The sequence below is a fragment of the Streptomyces griseoflavus genome, from assembly GCF_014649995.1.
Classification (GTDB): Bacteria; Actinomycetota; Actinomycetes; order Streptomycetales; family Streptomycetaceae; genus Streptomyces; species Streptomyces griseoflavus.
Genome location: NZ_BMUC01000005.1, coordinates 294,226 through 311,816 on the forward strand (window position 1 = coordinate 294,226; position 17,591 = coordinate 311,816).

10 protein-coding genes are annotated in these 17,591 nt (G+C 75.0%); 3 read left to right on the top strand and 7 right to left on the bottom strand.

The features are described from left to right. Nucleotides 1-83: 83 nt before the first annotated feature. Nucleotides 84-791 (top strand): 4'-phosphopantetheinyl transferase family protein, encoded by a 708-nt coding sequence (locus tag IE172_RS14140; RefSeq protein WP_229886026.1) that lies wholly within the window; start codon nucleotides 84-86, stop codon nucleotides 789-791. 271 nt (nucleotides 792-1,062) lie between these two features. Further along, entirely contained in the window at nucleotides 1,063-2,409 is a 1,347-nt protein-coding gene (locus tag IE172_RS14145) for an ATP-binding protein (protein WP_229886028.1), read from the top strand. 322 nt (nucleotides 2,410-2,731) lie between these two features. Here the strand turns inward: IE172_RS14145 and IE172_RS14150 are convergent, their stop codons facing one another. Together IE172_RS14150 and IE172_RS14155 are read right to left on the bottom strand one after the other, a co-directional pair. Then, the gene (locus IE172_RS14150) at nucleotides 2,732-4,474 is read right to left on the bottom strand and encodes an acyl-CoA dehydrogenase family protein (RefSeq protein ID WP_190097560.1); all 1,743 of its coding nucleotides are present in this window, start codon (nucleotides 4,472-4,474) and stop codon (nucleotides 2,732-2,734) included. Next, nucleotides 4,471-4,815 carry an acyl carrier protein gene (locus tag IE172_RS14155; protein ID WP_190097561.1) on the bottom strand — a complete coding sequence of 115 codons (345 nt, stop codon included), beginning with the start codon at nucleotides 4,813-4,815 and terminating at the stop codon, nucleotides 4,471-4,473. The genes IE172_RS14150 and IE172_RS14155 overlap by 4 nt, the downstream gene beginning before the upstream one ends. A gap of 153 nt (nucleotides 4,816-4,968) precedes the next feature. Between IE172_RS14155 and IE172_RS14160 the strand changes: the two genes are divergently transcribed. Then, on the top strand, nucleotides 4,969-5,775 hold the full coding sequence (locus IE172_RS14160; RefSeq protein WP_190097562.1) for a thioesterase II family protein: 807 nt from the start codon (nucleotides 4,969-4,971) through the stop codon (nucleotides 5,773-5,775). Here the strand turns inward: IE172_RS14160 and IE172_RS14165 are convergent. From IE172_RS14165 to IE172_RS34485, 5 genes are all read right to left on the bottom strand, one after another. Further along, nucleotides 5,737-6,975, bottom strand: a complete 1,239-nt coding sequence (locus IE172_RS14165) for a cytochrome P450 (RefSeq protein WP_229886030.1) — start codon at nucleotides 6,973-6,975, stop codon at nucleotides 5,737-5,739. The genes IE172_RS14160 and IE172_RS14165 overlap by 39 nt on opposite strands. Before the next feature lie 49 nt (nucleotides 6,976-7,024). Next, the gene (locus IE172_RS14170) at nucleotides 7,025-7,795 is read right to left on the bottom strand and encodes an SDR family NAD(P)-dependent oxidoreductase (protein ID WP_190097563.1); all 771 of its coding nucleotides are present in this window, start codon (nucleotides 7,793-7,795) and stop codon (nucleotides 7,025-7,027) included. Nucleotides 7,796-7,834: 39 nt separating this feature from the next. After that, the gene (gene gntD / locus IE172_RS14175) at nucleotides 7,835-8,911 is read right to left on the bottom strand and encodes a guanitoxin biosynthesis L-enduracididine beta-hydroxylase GntD (protein WP_190097564.1); all 1,077 of its coding nucleotides are present in this window, start codon (nucleotides 8,909-8,911) and stop codon (nucleotides 7,835-7,837) included. A gap of 225 nt (nucleotides 8,912-9,136) precedes the next feature. Beyond that, entirely contained in the window at nucleotides 9,137-15,577 is a 6,441-nt protein-coding gene (locus IE172_RS14180; protein WP_190097565.1) for a non-ribosomal peptide synthetase, read from the bottom strand. Beyond that, on the bottom strand, nucleotides 15,574-17,591 hold a 2,018-nt coding region (locus IE172_RS34485), incomplete at its 5' end, for a non-ribosomal peptide synthetase (RefSeq protein WP_229886032.1). The genes IE172_RS14180 and IE172_RS34485, both read right to left, overlap by 4 nt.

The following is a 17,591-nucleotide window of genomic DNA, read 5'->3' on the forward strand; positions in this document are numbered from 1 at the left end:
ACCGTCTCTACACGTCGTTCGCATACGTGAGGGAGTATCTTCGGCGCCGACCGTATCAACCGACGATCTTTCCTGCGGGGGACGTGGTGCTCGATCACTTGGTTCCCGAAGGCGTCGAGCTGTGCGAGGCGTACGGCGACACGGCGCCCGGTGAGGCGGCAGCCTGCCTGTTTCCCTCCGAACGGGCCGTGGTGCGGGACGTGTCGGAGGAGCGCAGGCGTGAGTTCGCCACGGTGCGGGGCTGTGCGCGCACGGCGCTGGCCCGGCTGGGCATCCCACCGGAACCACTGGTTCCGGATGTGTCGGGTGCTCCGCGGTGGCCCCGGGGCACGGTCGGCAGCCTGACCCACTGCCCCGGCTACCGGGCGGCCGTCGTGGCCCCGGCCAGGGAGTACGTCTCCCTCGGGGTCGACGCCGAACCGGCCGAACCGCTTCCCGCCGTCGTCGCCGCGCGACTCCTGCCGGACGCCGAACGGCGGTCGGCGGACGCTCTGCGCGCGGCCCTCGGAGTGCCGGCGGACCGGCTGGCGTTCTGCGCCAAGGAGGCGTCGTACAAGGCGTTCTCCCCCTGGCTGGGCCGCCGTCACGGCATCCGCGACTTCGCGGTGCGCCTGGCCGGAGATGGCTCGTTCCGGGGTACGGTGCCCGGGCGCCGGCACCGGTTCGAGGGGCGGTGGGCGGTGCGTTCCGGTTACCTGGTGGCCGTGGTCTGCCTGACCGCCGCGGATTGGTCCGGACCGATGACGGCGGGTTTTCCGCCGGGCAGTGGGTGGCAGCAAGCGGTCATGTGACGCTTTCCTGCCGAGAGGGGAACTCCCGCTCGTTCTTTTGGTCGAGTAGGGTCCGTTCTTGGCCAAAACAAATAAGTGTCGCAGTTGACATTGTGGGGATCGGCTCAATCGTTCCGAGCCGGCCCACCGGCCGAAGAGGGGCGCAGCCTGCCGCTGTACGAGATGTCCACGGGGACGGACACGGGGATGGACGCGGGAGGTCGCGCAAGTGTGATTTCCAAGGGGGATTCTGTCAATGGTGATTCACGCCGAATTTTTCTCCTTCGGCAGAATGGACGTACATCAGCTACGTGAATTCCTGGTTAACCAGCGCCGGGTTTCCGGCTGGACGCAGGAAGAGCTCGCGGAGCGTTCCGGGGTCAGCGTCCGCACGATCAGGAACCTGGAGACCGGCTCCAACACCAACCCCCGCCGGAGCTCCGTCGAACTGCTGCTCAACGCCCTCGGCGGCGCCCCTGCCGCGCCCGCCGGCCCGACCGTCTGGTACTCCGGGGACAGCTCGCTCGTCCCCACCCAGCGGACCCGGCCCGAGCACGACCGGACGCAACCCGTGCCGTGGCACGGACCACGGCCCCTCGGCGATCCGATGGTGGGCCGCGAGACCGACATGCGGCACATCCTGGCCTCCGCGCAGCGCAGCCGGCTGATGGTCCTCACCGGACCCGGAGGCGTCGGCAAGACCCGGCTCGCGCTCGCGGCGGCGTACCGGCTGCGTCCGCTCTTCCCGGACGGCGTCGCGGTGGCCGAACTGCGCGACTGCCCGCCGGAACACCTCGAGCCGGTGCGCAGCCGCGCCGAACTGGACCGTCTCACCGAGGGACTGACCGGCGACCTCGGCGGCACCGGGCGGCGGCTGCTCGTCCTGGACGGCGCCGAACGCGTCGTCCGGCAGACCGCCCGCCTCGCCCGCCGGCTCCTCGACGAGCACCCCGGGCTGCATCTGCTCGTCACCTCGCGCCGGGCCCTGGCCGCCGGGGCCGCCGAGGGCTGGGAGGTCGAGCCGCTGCGGGTGGACGGCCCCGAGGACGGCGACGCCGGAGTGCCGAGCGCGGTGGAACTGCTGCTGCGCCGGGTCCGCTCCAGCCTTCCGACGCTGGACCTCGCCCCGCACATGCCGCAGGTCACCGCGCTGTGCCGCCTGCTGGACGGCATGCCGCTGGCCATCGAGATCGCCGCGCAGCGGCTGCGGTCCCTGCCGCTCAGCTCGCTGCTGCGGGAGGAGAACCTGTTCCACCTGCTCGACCAGGTCGACGCGGGTGCGCTGAGCGCGCACCGCACCCTGTCCGACAGTGTTCGCTGGAGCTACGACCTGCTGCCCGCGCCCCACCGGGAGCTGCTGCACGACCTGGTCGCGCTGCCGGACCCGTTCTCGCTGGACGACGTCCTCGCCGGCCACCAGGGCTCCACCGGTTCGGCGCCCCAGCTGTCCCACCGGCTGGCCGAACTCGTCGACGCGTCGCTGGTCCAGACGCTGCGTCAGGGGCAGTACCAGTACCGGGTGCACGCCCTCGTCCGGCACGTGGTGGAACGCGCGCGGCAGCAGTCCGTCGCCCCGTGCGGATCCGACGTGGACGAGTACCGGGCCCGTGCCGTCTCCGCGGCGCACTCCGCCGCCTGACGTCCCGTCCGCAAAGCGCCCGGCCCCGCCCGGGGCCGGGCCCTTGGGGTGGGTTCCCGTGTGGAAGCGGGGCCGAGCGCTCCGCACCGTTTCGGGACGGGCGGACGGCCGACGGTGGGTCACAAGTGGCCCGCCCGCTGTGATCCCGGTGACCGGGGTGCCCGTGGTGTGGGTTCCCGTGCCGGAGTGGGCGGGCTGCTCCGGGCCGTTCCCGAGGTGGGGCGGGGCGGAGCGACGGCCGCCCGGTGCGGGGGCACCCGGACGGGGTGCCCCCGGCGCGGGCGCCGCGTCCGGGTGGCCGGTTTCGTCCCGGCGCTCCGGGTCAGGCCGTGCGGCAGGCCGCCCGGATCGCCCGGAGCGAGAAGTGCTCGGGGCCGTCCAGGCACGCGAGCATCAGCTCCTCCACCGGCTCCAGCAGGTCCCCGTCCGGCTCCGTGGCGTGACCCAGGCGGGACAGCAGCCGCTGGAGCACCAGCACCAGCCAGGCGGTGCCGGCCGGCGCGGTGCGCTCCTGCTCGAACGAGTACAGCCAGGTGTACAGGCAGGAGGCCGCCGCGTGGTACAGGCAGTGCTCGGCGGCGGCGTCCTGCGCCTCGGCCGTGGTCGCGTCCAGGGTGCCCGCGGCGATCCGGGCGTAGAACCCGCCCCGCAGCAGGGAGAGCCGGTCCAGGACCTTGGTGAGGGCGCCCGCCTCGGCCGGTGGCAGTTCCCGCCCGGCGATCAGCCGTGCCCGCTCCACCGCCGGTTCCCAGCCGCGCGTGATCTCGTCCTCGGCGGCGTTGGTCAGCCGCAGCGCGCGTCCCGAGGGCTGCCAGACGGGAGCCTCACGGGCATCGTCGAACAGGTCCCGCAGCACGGTGTTCCCCTCGCGTGCCGGACGGTCCGCGATCCGCGCCACCGTCGGCAACTGCGCGGCGATGCCGTGCAGGTTGACGTGCGTGGTGCCCTCGAAGATGCTCGCGATCGCGTGGTCGCGCTGGAGCTTCTGGAAGACGCCCGAGGCGACCTCCTCGCGCAGATAGCTCCGCGCGCCCAGTACCCGCCCGGCCTCCGCCACGACCTCCTCGGCGAGGGTCGGCACCAGGTACTTCACCACCGACGACCACAGGCTCAGCCGGGAGGGCGCCACCGACAGCGAACGCGTCACCGGCAGCGCGGTGCACTCGGCGATCAGCAGGTCCAGGTGGGCGCGGACCAGATGCCGGCGGATCACGGGGATCCGGTAGATCGCCTCGCCGTACAGCTCCCGCTCGCGGGCGTAGCGCAGCGTGATCCGCAGCACCGAGTCCATCGTGCCCACCGACAGCGCGCCGATCGCCGTCCGCGTGATCTGGAGCACCTGGAGGATCCCGGCCAGGCCGCCGCCCGGACGGCCGAGCAGACTGCCGCCCGGAACGGGTGTGCCGTCGAAGGAGATGCCGCTGAGGTCGTGGCCCCGCAGCCCGACCGTGCGGACGAAGGGACGGTTGTCCCAGCTGCCCTCCGGGAGCTGCGACTTGTCGAGCAGCATCAGCGACGAGCCGGTGCCCTCGACGTTCGCGTACACGGTGACGAAGCGGCCGCGGGTCGCGTTGCCCACCGGCCACTTGTCTCCCGTGAGGAGGTAGCCGTCACCGTCGGGCACCGCGACCGTCTCGTTGGTGCCCAGGTCGCTGCCGTGGTCGGGCTCGGAGACGGCGAAGCACGCCAGGTCCCCGTCGAGCAGGCCCCGCGCGACCCGCTCACGCTGCTCCTCGTCGCCCCACAGCCACACCGGGTTGACGCCGAGCAGCGCCGAGCCGAACATCACCGACACGGTGAGGTTGCGCCGGGCCAGCACCCGGGTCAGCAGGAACAGCTGTTCCAGATTGCGCAGCCCGCCGCCGAACGCCTCCGGCACCAGGTACCGGGCGAAGCCCCAGGAGCGCAGGAGGTCCACGGCCCCCGGCGGCAGCGCGTCGCGCTCCTCGTACGCCACGATCTCCGCGAAGCTGAACGGGCCGCTCTCCGCGCCGGGATCGCCCAGGACCCGGTCCAGGTCCGCGGCGAGCGCGTGGGACGGCCGGTCGACGTCCTGACCGGTCATGCCGTGGGGCCGCCGATGTCGTAACGGGCGAGGAGCAGTTCGACCTCGTCGTCGGTGGGCAGCGTGGCGTGGCCCGCCGTCACCTCGGAGACGACGAAGTCGACGACGTCGCCGACCCGCTCCAGCTTCATCGCCTCCTCGGGGGTCAGCGACCGCAGACCGTACAGGTCCTCCAGGTTGTAGCCGAGTTCGGCGAGGACCAGCGAGTGGAAGCCCAGGTCGCCGATCAGGTGGTGTTCCGCGGTGACCTCGGGGAGCTTGCGCGGGGCGATCAGCCGGGCCATCCCGAGCACCACGGGGGCCACGGCCTCGGTGGCGGTTGCGGCAGGGGTGTGAGTCATGGCGCCGACGCTAGGACGCGGTAGTGCCCCACCCCAGGTAACGGCCCCGGCAGGCTCTCGGCAACTCCCCTGGCACCGGACGGCGTTGCTACCGCGCAAACTGCCGCCGTTCTGCCTGTCCGGCCCGCGCCGGCGGCGGTAAGGCTGGTCCGCATGAGCACACTTGACCCCGTGGAGCCGGCGGCGCCGTGGATCGCCGGGCGGCACGCCGCCGGACGGCCCCGCCTCCGGCTGTTCTGCCTGCCGCCCGCCGGAGGCAGCGCGGCCTCCTTCGCCGTCTGGCGTCCCCACCTGCCGCGGGGCGTCGAACTCGCCCCGGTGGAGCTGCCGGGCCGCGGCTCCCGCATCGACGAACCGGTGCCGTACGCCCTGGAGCCGCTGGTGGACGCCCTCCTGGACGGGCTGCGCGGTGAACTCGATCTGCCGTACGCGCTGTTCGGGCACAGCTTCGGCGCCGTCGTCGCCTACGAGCTGACGCGGCGCATCGAGAGCGTGGGCGGCCTGCCCGCCCCGGCCGCGCTGGTGGTGTCCGCCCACCGTGCCCCGCACCTGCCGCTCGGCCGGAAGCTGCTCACCGGAAGCAGCGACCGGGAGCTGGCCGCCTGGCTGCACCGGCACGGGGGGCTGCCCGGGGAACTGCTGGAGTACCCCGATTTCCTGAGCGACCTGCTGCGCGCGGTGCGGGCCGATCTGGAGATCGCCGAACGCTACCTCCTGCCCGGCCCGGCCCCGGTGCGCTGCCCGCTCGCCGTCCTGGCCGGGGCGGACGACGACGTCGCCGCCCCGGACGTGGTCGAACCGTGGGCCGGGTACGGCACGCCGCCGCCCCGGATGCGCCTGGTCCCCGGCGGGCACTCCTACCCGCGCACGCATCCGGAGGCGACGCTGACGGCCGTGACCGGGGAACTGCGCCGTCTCGGCCTACAGGGTCTCGGGGCGGAGGGTGACCGGCAGGGCTGACAGTCCGCTGAGGAAGTTGGAGTACACGTACTCCGGCTCCCCGGCGGGCTCCGCCTCGGCCACCAGGTCCCGCAGGCTCTCCAGCAGGGCCGACAGTTCCGCGCGGGCGAGGAACGCGCCCAGGCAGAAGTGCGGCCCGTACGCGAAGGACAGGTGCTTGTTGGGGGAGCGGGTCAGGTCGAAGACGTCCGGCCGGTCGAAGACCCGCTCGTCCCGGTTGGCCGAGGCCATCCAGACGGTGACGATGTCACCCTCCTCGACGAACTGGTCGCCCAGCAGCACGTCCTGCGTGGCGGTGCGGCCGCTGTGCAGTGCCGGGGTGGTCCAGCGCAGCACCTCCTCCACCGCCGACGAGGTGTCCGCGGCGCCGGACTTCAGCGCCCGCCACTGGTCCGGCCGCTCCATCAGCGCGTGCACGGCCCCCACCATGGCGAAGCGGGTCGTCTCGTGACCGCCCATGATGATGCTGTAGCAGTTGAAGACGATCTCCTCGTGCGTCAGCGGACGCCCGTCGATCTCCCGGTTGACCAGCAGGCCGACCACGTCGTCGTAGGGCTTCTTGCGCCGCTCGGCGGCCAGCTCGGAGAAGTACAGCAGCAGGCCGTTGCGCGAGGACCAGGTGGCCTCCTCGTCGGGCACGCCGTCCGCGGAGGACAGCGCCGACGACGTCAGGGAGATGATGTGCCCCCGGTCGGAGGCCGGTACGCCCAGCAGGTCGCAGATCGCGGCCAGCGGGATGTGCGCGGCGACGTCGGCGGCGAAGTCCGCCGTGCCCCGCTCGACGGCCTCCGCGACCAGCCGGCGGGTGCCGCGCCGCACGCTGTCCACGACCACCTCCAGGGACCGCGGGGAGAACGGCTTGAGCAGCGCGCTGCGCAGCCCCCGGTGGGGGCGCCCGTCGGTGACGGCCAGCATCTTCCCGGCAGCGGAGTCGCCGCCCGCCAGCAGCGTGTCCAGCACGTTGCCCCGCTCGGAGGTGAACGTCACGCTGTCGCCCAGCACCGCGGACGCGTCGGAGTGGCCGCTCACCACCCAGAACCCCGGGCCGTGCGCGCCCTCCGGCTGCCAGTGCACCGGCTCCTCGGCGCGCAGGCGGCGCCACAGCGGGCCCAGGTCGTGGCGGGCGTGCAGCAGCGGATCGGCGAGGTCCACCCCGTCGAGCGCGGGCGGGTCGAGCACGGGCCGGGTCTTCATGGTCATCTTCCTGGGTCCCTCGGGCTCGGTCGGTCGGCTTCCCGGCGGCGCCGGGTCAGCACGGGGGCTCGGTCGGTCCGGGGAAGAACGCCGTGGTCGCCCCGGCGGTCTCGGCCCCGTCCACCGTGAACTGCTGGCCCGACACGAAGGCCGCCCCGGGGGAGGCGAGGAAGTGGAAGACCTCCGCGATCTCCTCGGGCAGCGCGTGCCGCCGGGCCGGGATGCGGGCGTTCACCTCGTCGAGCATGGCGTCGGTGTACTCGGCGCGCTGCATCGGCGTGAGCACCGCCCCCGGAGCCACGCACGCCGTGCGGATCAGCGGGGCCAGCTCGACCGCGAAGGTCTGGCACAGTGACGCCACCCCGGCCTTGCTGGCGTTGTAGTCGGCGTACAGCGGGTAGCCGCGGGAGCCGTTGACGGACGCCGTCGCCAGCAGCACCCCCGCGCCGCGGCGCAGCATGTGCGGTACGGCGTGCCGCCACAGCGCGAGGACACCCATGAGGTTGACGTCGAGGGTGCGCCGGGCGTCGGCCTCGGTGATGTCCAGGATGCCGTGCCGGACGCTGATGCCGGCGTTGGCGACGACGACGTCCAACTGCCCCCGTTCGGCGGCCACCCGGTCGACGGCGTGCCGGACGGCGTCCCAGTCGGCGACGTCCACCTTGGCCCAGTGGACCTCGCCGCCGCCCTCCCGGGGCCCGTCGGGACGGCCGCCCGTCGGGGGCTGCACGTCCAGGTTGACGACGTGGTCGCCGGCGCGGGCGAAGCGTTCGGCGGTGGCCTGCCCGATGCCGCTGGAGGCGCCGGACACGATGACGGTGCGCATGAGGATGCTGCCTTTCGCGTACGTGGGGGACCGGGCGGGTCAGACGATGACGCGCGGGTGGTCGAGGGCGTAACCGCTCAGGTTGCGGCGCAGGTTGCGGCTGACGGTGAGCTTCTTCAGCCAGCGGTCGGTGCCGTCGTAGCGGGCGGTGAAGGACCTGCGGCCGTGCACCGCCCGGTAGTTGTCGACGATCAGCAGCGAGCCCGGGGCGACCGCGACGTCCCGCTGGACACGGTTCAGCTCGGCCATCAGCCGGTCCAGCGCGGCCTCGGCCTCCGTGTCGCCGGGCAGCGTGTCCATGAACGGCCGGTCGATGCGCAGGTAGGGGCTCAGCCGGTCGCCGAACAGCACGGCCGTCGGCACCGGGCGGTCGGCCATCGCGCGCAGCCGGGGCAGCGCCGGGTGGCCGGGCGCGTAGGTCTCCAGCTGCCGGATGTGCTCGGTGTCCGGGCGGATCAGGAACCGCTCCTCGGCGAGCACCGCCCGGTCGGCGTCGTCGAGCCGGACATCGCGCACGGAGGCGACGATGGTGGGCACCGCGTCGGGGTTGCGCAGCCCCATCAGCAGCAGGTAGTCGCACCGGTTGGGGTGGAAGCCGTCCTCGGTGTGGAACTCCAGCAGCGCCTCGCTGCCGTACCCGCTCTGCCGGTCCTCGTCGCCGTGGATCGGCAGGATGTTCTGGATGATCCGCCCTTCCTGGAGGGTCACCCAGCCGAACGGGTCACCGAGCAGCATCCCGCACAGCGCCAGCCACACCTCCTGGTCGCGGGCCGTGTCCCCGTGGATCGCCTCGCGCCAGTGACCGGGTGTGGGACCGAGCGCGTCGCCGTCCACCGGGAAGCCGTGCACCAGGCAGGACGCGCTGCGCTCGCTGCGCCGGTACGACAGCAGGAACGTGCGCAGCCCCGCCGGCAGCAGCTCCTCCGCGGTGAGCGCGCGGTCGTAGAACCCGGGCAGGGACGGCGCGCCGTACACCTCTCCGAGCTTCTCGGCGGCGCTGCGCAGCTCGGCGACCTCGTCGGCGTCCAGGACGTACTCGGCGGGGGCGTCCGGGGTGTCCGGGGTGCGGGCGGCGTCCCGGAGGGACGCGTCGACGGTCGGGTTCGTGATTGTCATGTCGGTGTCCTCACCGGGTCGTGACCGCTGGCGGTCGTCCGTCGTTCGGTCCTGTGCGGTCCGCGCCGCGAGGTCGCGGCCGGATCGCGTGGTGGAGCGCACCGGACCGGCCGAGCAGGGTCCCGGCCGTGTCGTGGTCCAGTGGTGGTGCGGGTGGTGCGGGTGGTGCGGGTGGTGCGGGTGGTGCGGTGGTGCGGGTGGCGCCGGGCGCCGTCCGGGTGCGTCCTACCGCCAGTCCTCGGCGAAGCGGTCCAGCTCCGCCTGGTCCAGCGTGATCAGCGGCTCCTCGTCCTCGTCCCCGGCCGCCGCGGCGGCCGGCGGCGGGGAGAGCTCCTTGACCGCCGAGGCGATCGAGGCCACGGTCTTGTGGGCGAACACGTCCCGCGGAGCGACGTCCAGGCCCGCCTCGCGCGCCAGGGTGACCAGCTTGATCGAGACGATGGAGTCGCCGCCGAGGTCGAAGAAGCTGTCGTCGACCCCGACCCGCTCCACGCCGAGGGCCTCGGCGAACAGCGAGCACAGCAACTCCTCGCGCGGCGTGCGCGGCGCCCTGCCCTCCGCCGCCGCGGAGAACTCCGGCGCGGGCAGCGCGTTCGGGTCGAGCTTGCCGCTCGCGGTCCTCGGCAGCCGGTCCAGGACGACCACCGCCGCGGGCACCATGTGCTCGGGCAGCGCCTCGGCGGCCCGCCCGCGCAGCAGGACCGGGTCGGGCACGGCACCGGCGGCCGGGGCGGCGTACGCCACCAGCAGCCGGTGGCCGGGCCGGTCCTCGCGGACGACGACCACGGCCTGCGCGACCGCCGGGTCCTCGGCGAGCACCGCCTCGATCTCGCCGGGCTCGATGCGGAATCCGCGCACCTTCACCTGCTGGTCCACCCGGCCGAGGAACTCCAGCTCCCCGTCGGACCTCCGGCGGGCCAGGTCGCCGGTGCGGTACATGCGCGCCCCGGGCGGGCCGAAGGGGTCGGCGACGAAACGCTCGGCGGTCTGCCCCGGGCGGCCGAGGTAACCGCGGGCCAGGCCCTCGCCGGCCACGTACAGCTCGCCGGGCACGCCCGCCGGCACCGGCTGGAGCGTGCCGTCCAGCAGGTACACGCGGGCCCCGGCGACGGGCTCGCCGAGCGGCGGGCGGACCCGGCCGTCCAGCGGGCGGCTCATCGTCGCCATGACGGTCGCCTCGGTCGGGCCGTAGGCGTTGACCATCCGGCGCCCGGACGACCAGCGTTCCACCAGATCGGGCGGGCACGCCTCGGCCCCCACCACGAGGGTCGTGCCCGGCGGCAGCGCGTCCTCACCCAGCACGGCCAGGGACGACGGCGGCAGCAGCAGCGCCGTCACCCCGTGCCGGGCCACCGTGGCCGCCAGCGCCGGGCCGGGCAGCAGCTCGTCCGCCGGCGCGGCGACCGCGCACGCCCCGGTCAGCAGGGCCGTCGCCAGCTCCCACACCGAGGCGTCGAAACTCGGCGACGCGAACAGCAGCACCCGCTCGTCCGCGCGCAGATCCAGACCGGCGCGCTGCTGGGCGACCAGGGCCGCGATCCCGAGGTGCGGCACCTGCACGCCCTTGGGGCGGCCCGTCGACCCGGAGGTGTAGATCACGTACGCGGTGTGCGCGGGCCGCAGCGGCGCCACCCGGTCGGCGTCCGTCAGGTCGGTGCCGGGCAGGCCGTCGTCCACCTGCGTCGTGCCGAGGCAGCGGGTCCGTGCCGCGCCCGCCCAGGCCGGCAGGTCCGCCGTCCCCGGCGCGGTCAGCACCAGCGCCGGCCGGGCGTCGCCGACGATGTGCCGCAGCCGCTCCGCCGGATAGCCGGGGTCCAGCGGCAGGTGGGCGGCGCCCGCCTTGAGCACGGCGAGGACCGCGGTCACCGACTGCGCCGACCGCGGCAGCGCCACGCCCACCACGTCCTCCGGGCCGATGCCCTCGGCCACCAGCTCCCGCGCCAGCCGGTTGGCCCGCTCGTTCAGCTCGCCGTACGACAGGGTGTGTTCCCCGTCGATCACGGCGACGGCACCGGGCCGCTCCCGCACCCGCTCCTCGAACAACGCGGGGAAGGTGTCCGGACCCGGGTGGGCGGGTCCCTGCGCGGCGGCGCGCAGCGCGGTCCGCTCCCCGGCCGTGAGCAGGTCCAGCCGGCCCAGCGGGGCCGACGGGTCGGCCAGGAAACCGTCCAGGACCGCCCGCACCCGGGTGAGCAGGGCGGCGCCCTCCTCGGCGGTGAACAGGTCGGCGCGGTAGCTGAGTTCGAGGCTCAGCCGCTCGCCCGGCACCACCACCAGGTTCAGCGGGTAGTGCGAGGCGCCCGGCACCGGGTCCTCGTCCACCGTCATGCGCAGCCCGGGCACCTGCTCCTGGACGGCCTCGCCGTCGAACGGCGCGCTCGCGAAGTCCAGCACGGTGTCGAAGAGTTCGCCCACCCCCAGGGACCGCTGCACCTCCGTCAGCCCGAGGTGCTGGTAGGGCCGCAGCCCGGCCTGCTGCTCCTGGACGCCGGCCAGCAGCGCGCCGAACGGCCGGGCCGCGTCGAGGCGGACGCGCACCGGGACGGTGTTCATCAGCAGGCCCACGATGTCCTCGGAGCCGGGCAGGTCCGCCGGGCGGGCGGCGGTGGTGGCACCGAACACCACGTCGTCGCGGCCGAGCAGCCGTCCCACGACGACCGCCCAGGCACCCTGGAGGAGGGTGTTGAGGGTCAGTCCCGCGCCGCGCGCGCCGGCGAGGAGCTCGGCGGTGCGTCCGGCGTCGACGGTGTGCGTCACCAGGTGCGGCACACCGGCCGTGGCCGCCTCCGCGTCCGGGGCCACCAGCGTGGGCTCGTCGAACCCGGCCAGTGCCTTGCTCCAGGCCCGGACCGCCGCCTCGTCGTCCTGCCCGCCGAGCCAGCGCACGAAGTCGGTGAACTGCGCCGGCGCCGGAGCCGGGTGGGCGCCGCCACGGGCGTAGGCGGCGAACAGGTCGCGGAAGAACAGGGGCAGCGACCAGCCGTCGAGCAGCGCGTGGTGGTGCGACACCACCAGCAGGTGGTCGTCGTCCGCGAACCGGACCAGCGTGACCCGCAGCAGCGGGGGCTCGGCCAGGTCGAAGCGGCGGGTGCGCTCGTCGGCCAGCAGCTCGGCGACCCGGGCCCGCCGCTCCTCCTCGTCCAGCCCGCCCAGGTCGACCTCGCGCCAGGGCGTGCGGACGTCCTCGTGCACCAGCTGCACCAGGCGGCCCGAGCCGAGCAGGCGGAAGGACACCCGCAGCGCGGTGTGCCGGGCCAGGACCGCGTCGCAGGCCGCGCGGAGCACCGCCGGGGAGAGGGTGCCGGTGAGCCGTACGGGCGCCTGGGCGGTGTAGACGTCGACGCCGTCCGCGGCCAGCATCGCGTGGAAGTGCATGCCCTGCTGCAGCGGTGTCGGCGGCAGCGCCTCGGTGTACGGCCGCCCCGGCGCCTCCAGTTCGGCCAGCTCGGCCGCCGTGAGGGTGATCGGCGGGCCGGCCGGGACGGCCGGCGCGTCCGGCTCGGGGCCGGTCTCCCGCGCCGCGCCGGCGAGGCCGGCCACGGTCTTGTGGACGAACACGTCCCGGGCGTTGACCGCGAGCCCGGCCCGGTGCGCGCGGGCGGCGAGCCGCATGGCGGTGATGGAGTCGCCGCCGAGGTCGAAGAAGCTGTCGTCGACGCCGACCCGTTCCCGGCCCAGCACCTCGGCGAACACGTCGTGCAGGATCCGCTCCCGCTCCGTGGACGGCGCCCGGTAGGCGCTCGCCGCCTCGAACCGCGGCTCGGGCAGCGCCCGCAGGTCCACCTTGCCGTTGGGCGTGAGCGGGAAGACCTCGACGGTCATGACCAGCGCCGGGACCATGTACGCGGGCAGCCGCTCCGCGACGGCCGCGCGCAGCACCTCCGGGCGCACCCCGGCGCCGGGCACGGGACGCACGTAGCCCACGAGCCGCCGCACACCGGCCGCGTCCTCACGGACCGACACCACCGCCCGGTCCACCGACGGGTCGGCCGCGAGGGCCGCCTCGACCTCGCCGAGTTCGACCCGGTGCCCGCGGATCTTCACCTGGAAGTCCGACCGGCCGCGGTACTCCACCACCCCGTCCGGACGGCGCAGCCCCAGGTCACCGGTGCGGTACATGCGCGACCCCGGCTCCCCGAGGACGTCGGCGACGAAGCGCTCGGCCGTCGCCGCCGGGCGGCCCAGGTAGCCGCGGGCCACCCCGTCGCCGGCGATGTACAGCTCCCCGACGACCCCGTCCGGGACCGGGCGCAGGAAGGCGTCCAGGACGTAGACGCGCGTGTTGTCGGCCGGGGTGCCGATGGCCGGGCCGGCCGCGGCGCCACCGTGCCACAGCATGGCGTCCACGGTGCACTCGGCGGGACCGTACAGGTTGTACACCGACAGGTCCGGCACCGCGTGCAGCGCCTCCCACAGGTCGGCGCCGACCTCCTCGCCGCCGAGGGCCAGGACCCGCACCCGGTGCCCCTGCCCGGACGTCTCGAACATGCCGGCCGCGAGCAGCTGGCGGGCCACCGACGGTGTGGTGTCGACGACGTCGACGGCCGCGCGGGCCGTGAGCGCGGCCAGGGCGACGGCGTCCCTGCGGACGTCGTCGTCGACCAGCAGCAGCTCGTGCCCGCCGACCATCCACAGCAGCTGGCTCCAGGAGGCGTCGAAGCCGAGCGAGTTGGTCAGGGCCGCGCGCAGCGTCCGGCCCCCGGCGCGCCGCCGCTCCGGTTCGAAGAAGTTGGCCCGGTGGCTGTGGAACATGTTGACCAGGTTGCGGTGCTCGACCGCGACCCCCTTGGGCCGGCCGGTCGAGCCCGAGGTGTGGATCACGTACGCCAGGTGCTCCGGCCGCAGCGGCGTCGCGCGGTCGGCGTCGGTGAGGTCCGAGGCGTCCTCGGGCGGCACGGCCAGGTCGGCGCGCAGGGTCCGGCCGGGCACGGCCGGCTCGGTCGCCGCGTCGGTCAGGACCAGCACCGGCCGGGCCTCCTCGCGGATCGCCGCGATCCGCTCGGCCGGGTGCGTGCTGTCCACCGGCAGATAGCCGGCGCCCGACTTCAGCACCGCCAGGATCGCCACCACCGCGTCCACGGTGCGCGGCAGCGCCACGCCGACCAGCAGGCCGGGGCCCGCCCCCTCGGCGACCAGCAGCCGCGCCAGCCGGTTGGCCCCGGCGTTGAGGGCGGCGAAGGTCAGGCGGGTGGAGCCGTCGCCGACGGCCACCGCGTCCGGGGTGGCCCGGACCTGCTCCTCGAACACCTCGGGCAGCGTCCGCCCCGGGTGGGCCACGGTCCGCCCGGCGCACGTGCGCAGGAGCTCCTCGCGTGCGGCCGGGAAGCACAACGGCAGCCGCCCCGCCGGGAGATCGGGTCCCTCGGCGATGTCGCGCAGCAGCCCGCACAGCCGGTCCAGCAGCCCGGAGGCGGCGTCCGCGGAGTACACGTCCTCGCGGTGGTTGAGCTCCAGCCGCAGCCCCTCGCCGGGGTGCACGGCGAGGCTCAGCGGGTAGTGGGTGCCCTCGAAGGCGTCGTCGACCACGTCACGCAGCAGCGTCACCGCGAGGCCGGGCACCTCGGCGCCGCGGACGGCGCTGTCGACGGGCACGTTCTCGAAGGCGACGGTGGTGTCGAACAGTTCCGTCACGCCCGCCGCACGGTGGATGTCGGCCAGACCCAGGTACTCGTGCCGGGTCAGCGCCGTCTGCTCGTCCTGGAGACGGGCGAGCAGCGCGGCCACCGGCTCGGCCGGGTCGATCCGCACCCGGGCCGGCACGGTGTTCATCGTCAGGCCCACCATCCGCTCACTGCCCGGCAGTTCGGGCGGGCGGCCGGCGACCGTACTGCCGTGGACCACGTCCCGGCTGCCCGTCAGCACCGACAGCAGCAGCGCCCAGGCGCCCTGCACGACGGTGTTGAGGGTGAGCCCGCGCGCACGCGCGGTCTCCGTCAGCCGTGCCGTGTCCGCCGGGGACAGCTCCGCGACGGCGCGCCGCTGGGCCCGCACCGGCCCGCCGTGCCCGGACGGGCCCGCGACCAGCGTCGGCCCCTCCAGCCCGGCCAGCGCCGACCGCCACGCCCGTTCGGCCTCCTCGCGGTCCTGCGCGGCGAGCCAGCCGAGGTAGTCCCCGAACGGCACCGCGGGCTCCAGCGCCGCGGCCGAGCCGCCGTCCCGGTAGATCCGGAACAGGTCGGCCAGCAGCAGCGGCAGCGACCACCCGTCGAGCAGGATGTGATGGTGCGTCAGCAGCAGGACGTGCCGCTCGGCGGCGAGGCGGACCAGGGTGAAGCGCAGCAGCGGCGGGCGGGCCATGTCGAAGCGCCGCGCCCGGTCGTCCGCCAGCAGCCGCGTCAGCCGCAGCCGCTGCTCGTCCGCGCCGAAGCCGGAGAAGTCGACCTCCTCCCACGCCGGTTCCACGGACCGCGCGACGGCCTGGACGGCCTCGCCCGAGCGGCGCCGCAGGAATCCCGCCCGCAGGCTCGCGTGCCGGCCGGCCACGGCGGTGGTGGAGCGGCGCAGCGCGGCGGTGTCGAGTACGCCGGTCAGCTCCAGGGGCGTCTGCACGGTGTAGAAGTCGACGGCGGGCGCCGAACCGTCCCCCTCGTCGAACAGGGCGTGGAAGAGCATGCCCTGCTGCAACGGGGTCAGCGGCAGCACCGCTTCCAAGGAAGTCTGTTTCACAGTGTCGTCCCCCACTGGGCTTCGAGCTCGTCGAGTTCGTCCGCGTCGAGCCGCACCAGGCTCTCGGCGCGCGGCGCCGCTGCCCCGGGACCGGTGTCCCGGGCCACCTCGGCGAGCCGCGCGATGGTCTTGTGGCCGAAGATGTCCCTGGCGGTGAGGGTCAGCCCCGCCCGGTGGGCCCGGGCCGCCAGACGGGTGGCGGTGACGGAGTCGCCGCCGAGGTCGAAGAAGCTGTCGTCGACGCCGATCCGCTCCCGGCCCAGCACCTCCGCGAACACCTCGTGCAGGATCCGCTCCCGCTCCGAGGCGGGCGGCCGGTAGGCGCTCGCCGTCTCGAACCGCGGCTCGGGCAGCGCCTTGACGTCGATCTTGCCGCCGGGCGTGCGCGGGAAGGCGTCCAGCACCGTCACCGCCGCCGGGACCATGTACGCGGGCAGCCGCTCCCCGGCGTGGGCGCGCACCGCCACCGGCTCCGGCCGCGTCCGGGCACCGGCGGCCGGCACCACGTACGCCACCAGCTGCCGTACGCCCGCCCCGCTCTCGCGGGCGACGACCACGGCCCCGCCGACGCCCGGCGCGCCGGCGAGGACGCCCTCCACCTCGCCGGGCTCGATGCGGAAACCGCGCACCTTCACCTGGCTGTCGGCGCGGCCCAGGTAGACCAGCTCGCCGTCGGCCGCCCAGCGGGCCAGGTCGCCGGTGCGGTACATGCGGGTGCCGGGCGGCCCGAACGGGTCGGCGACGAAACGCTCCGCCGTGGTGCCGGGGCGGGCCAGGTAGCCGCGGGCGAGTCCGTCACCGCTCAGGTACACCTCGCCGGGGACCCCGGGCGGTACCGGGCGCAGCGCCGTGTCCAGCAGCCGCACCCGGGTGCCGGGCACCGGGCTGCCCATCGGCGGCACGGTCCGGCCGGAGAGCCGTCCCGTCTGGGTGGCGATGACCGTCGACTCGGTGGGGCCGTAGGCGTTGACCATGTGGCGGCCGGGCGACCAGCGGGCCACCAGTTCCGGGGAGCACGCCTCGGCGCCCACCACCAGGTCGGTCCCCTCGGGCAGCGCGTCCGCCGGCAGCGCCGCCAGCACGGAGGGGGCCAGCAGCAGGCAGGTGACGCCCAGTTCGGCCACCAGGTCCGCCAGCGGGGGCCCGGGCACGAGCCGCTCCTCCGGCGCGACCACGGCGGTGGCTCCGGTCAGCAGGGCCGTCGTCAGCTCCCACACCGAGGCGTCGAAGCTCGGCGAGGCGAACTGCAGCACCCGGGTGCCCGGCCGCAGGCCCAGCCGGTCCCGCTGGTGCCGGACCAGGGAGGCCAGACCGGTGTGCGTGACCACGACGCCCTTGGGACGGCCGGTCGACCCCGAGGTGTAGATGACGTACGCCGGGTGCCCCGGGGCGAGCGGCGCACGGCGGTCCGCGCCGGCCGGGTTCGCGTCCGTGGAGGCGGCCGGGTCCGGGCCGGCCGGAGCGGTGAGGTCTTCCTCGTCCACGTACAGCCGGGGCACCCCGGGCGCGAGCGTCGGGTCGTCCGCCGCGCGGGTGGTCAGGACCAGCAGGGGCGCGGTGTCGTCGAGCATCGCGGTCAGGCGGGCCCGCGGATAGCCGAGGTCGACCGGCAGATAGGCCGCGCCCGACTTCAGCACCGCCACCACGGCGGTCAGGGCGTGGACGCCGCGTGGCACGGCGACCGCCACCAGGTCCTCGGGCCCCGCGCCGCGGGCCGTCAGCGTGCGGGCCAGCCGGCCGGCGCGGTCGTTGAGCCCGGCGTAGTCCAGGGAGCCGTCGGGGGAGAGGACCGCGAGGGCGCGCGGGTCACGGCGGACCTGCTCCTCGAACAGTTCGGGGAAGGTGCGCGGCTCCGCGCCCGGGGCGCCTTCCCCCGCCGCGAGCACCGTGGCGCGCTCGGCCGCGGTCAGCACCTCGGTCCGGGCCGGCGGGAGGTCACCGGGAGCGGCCAGGAACCGGGACAGGAACGCGGTGAACCGGATCCGGTGCAGGTCCAGTTCGGCGGGGGAGTAGC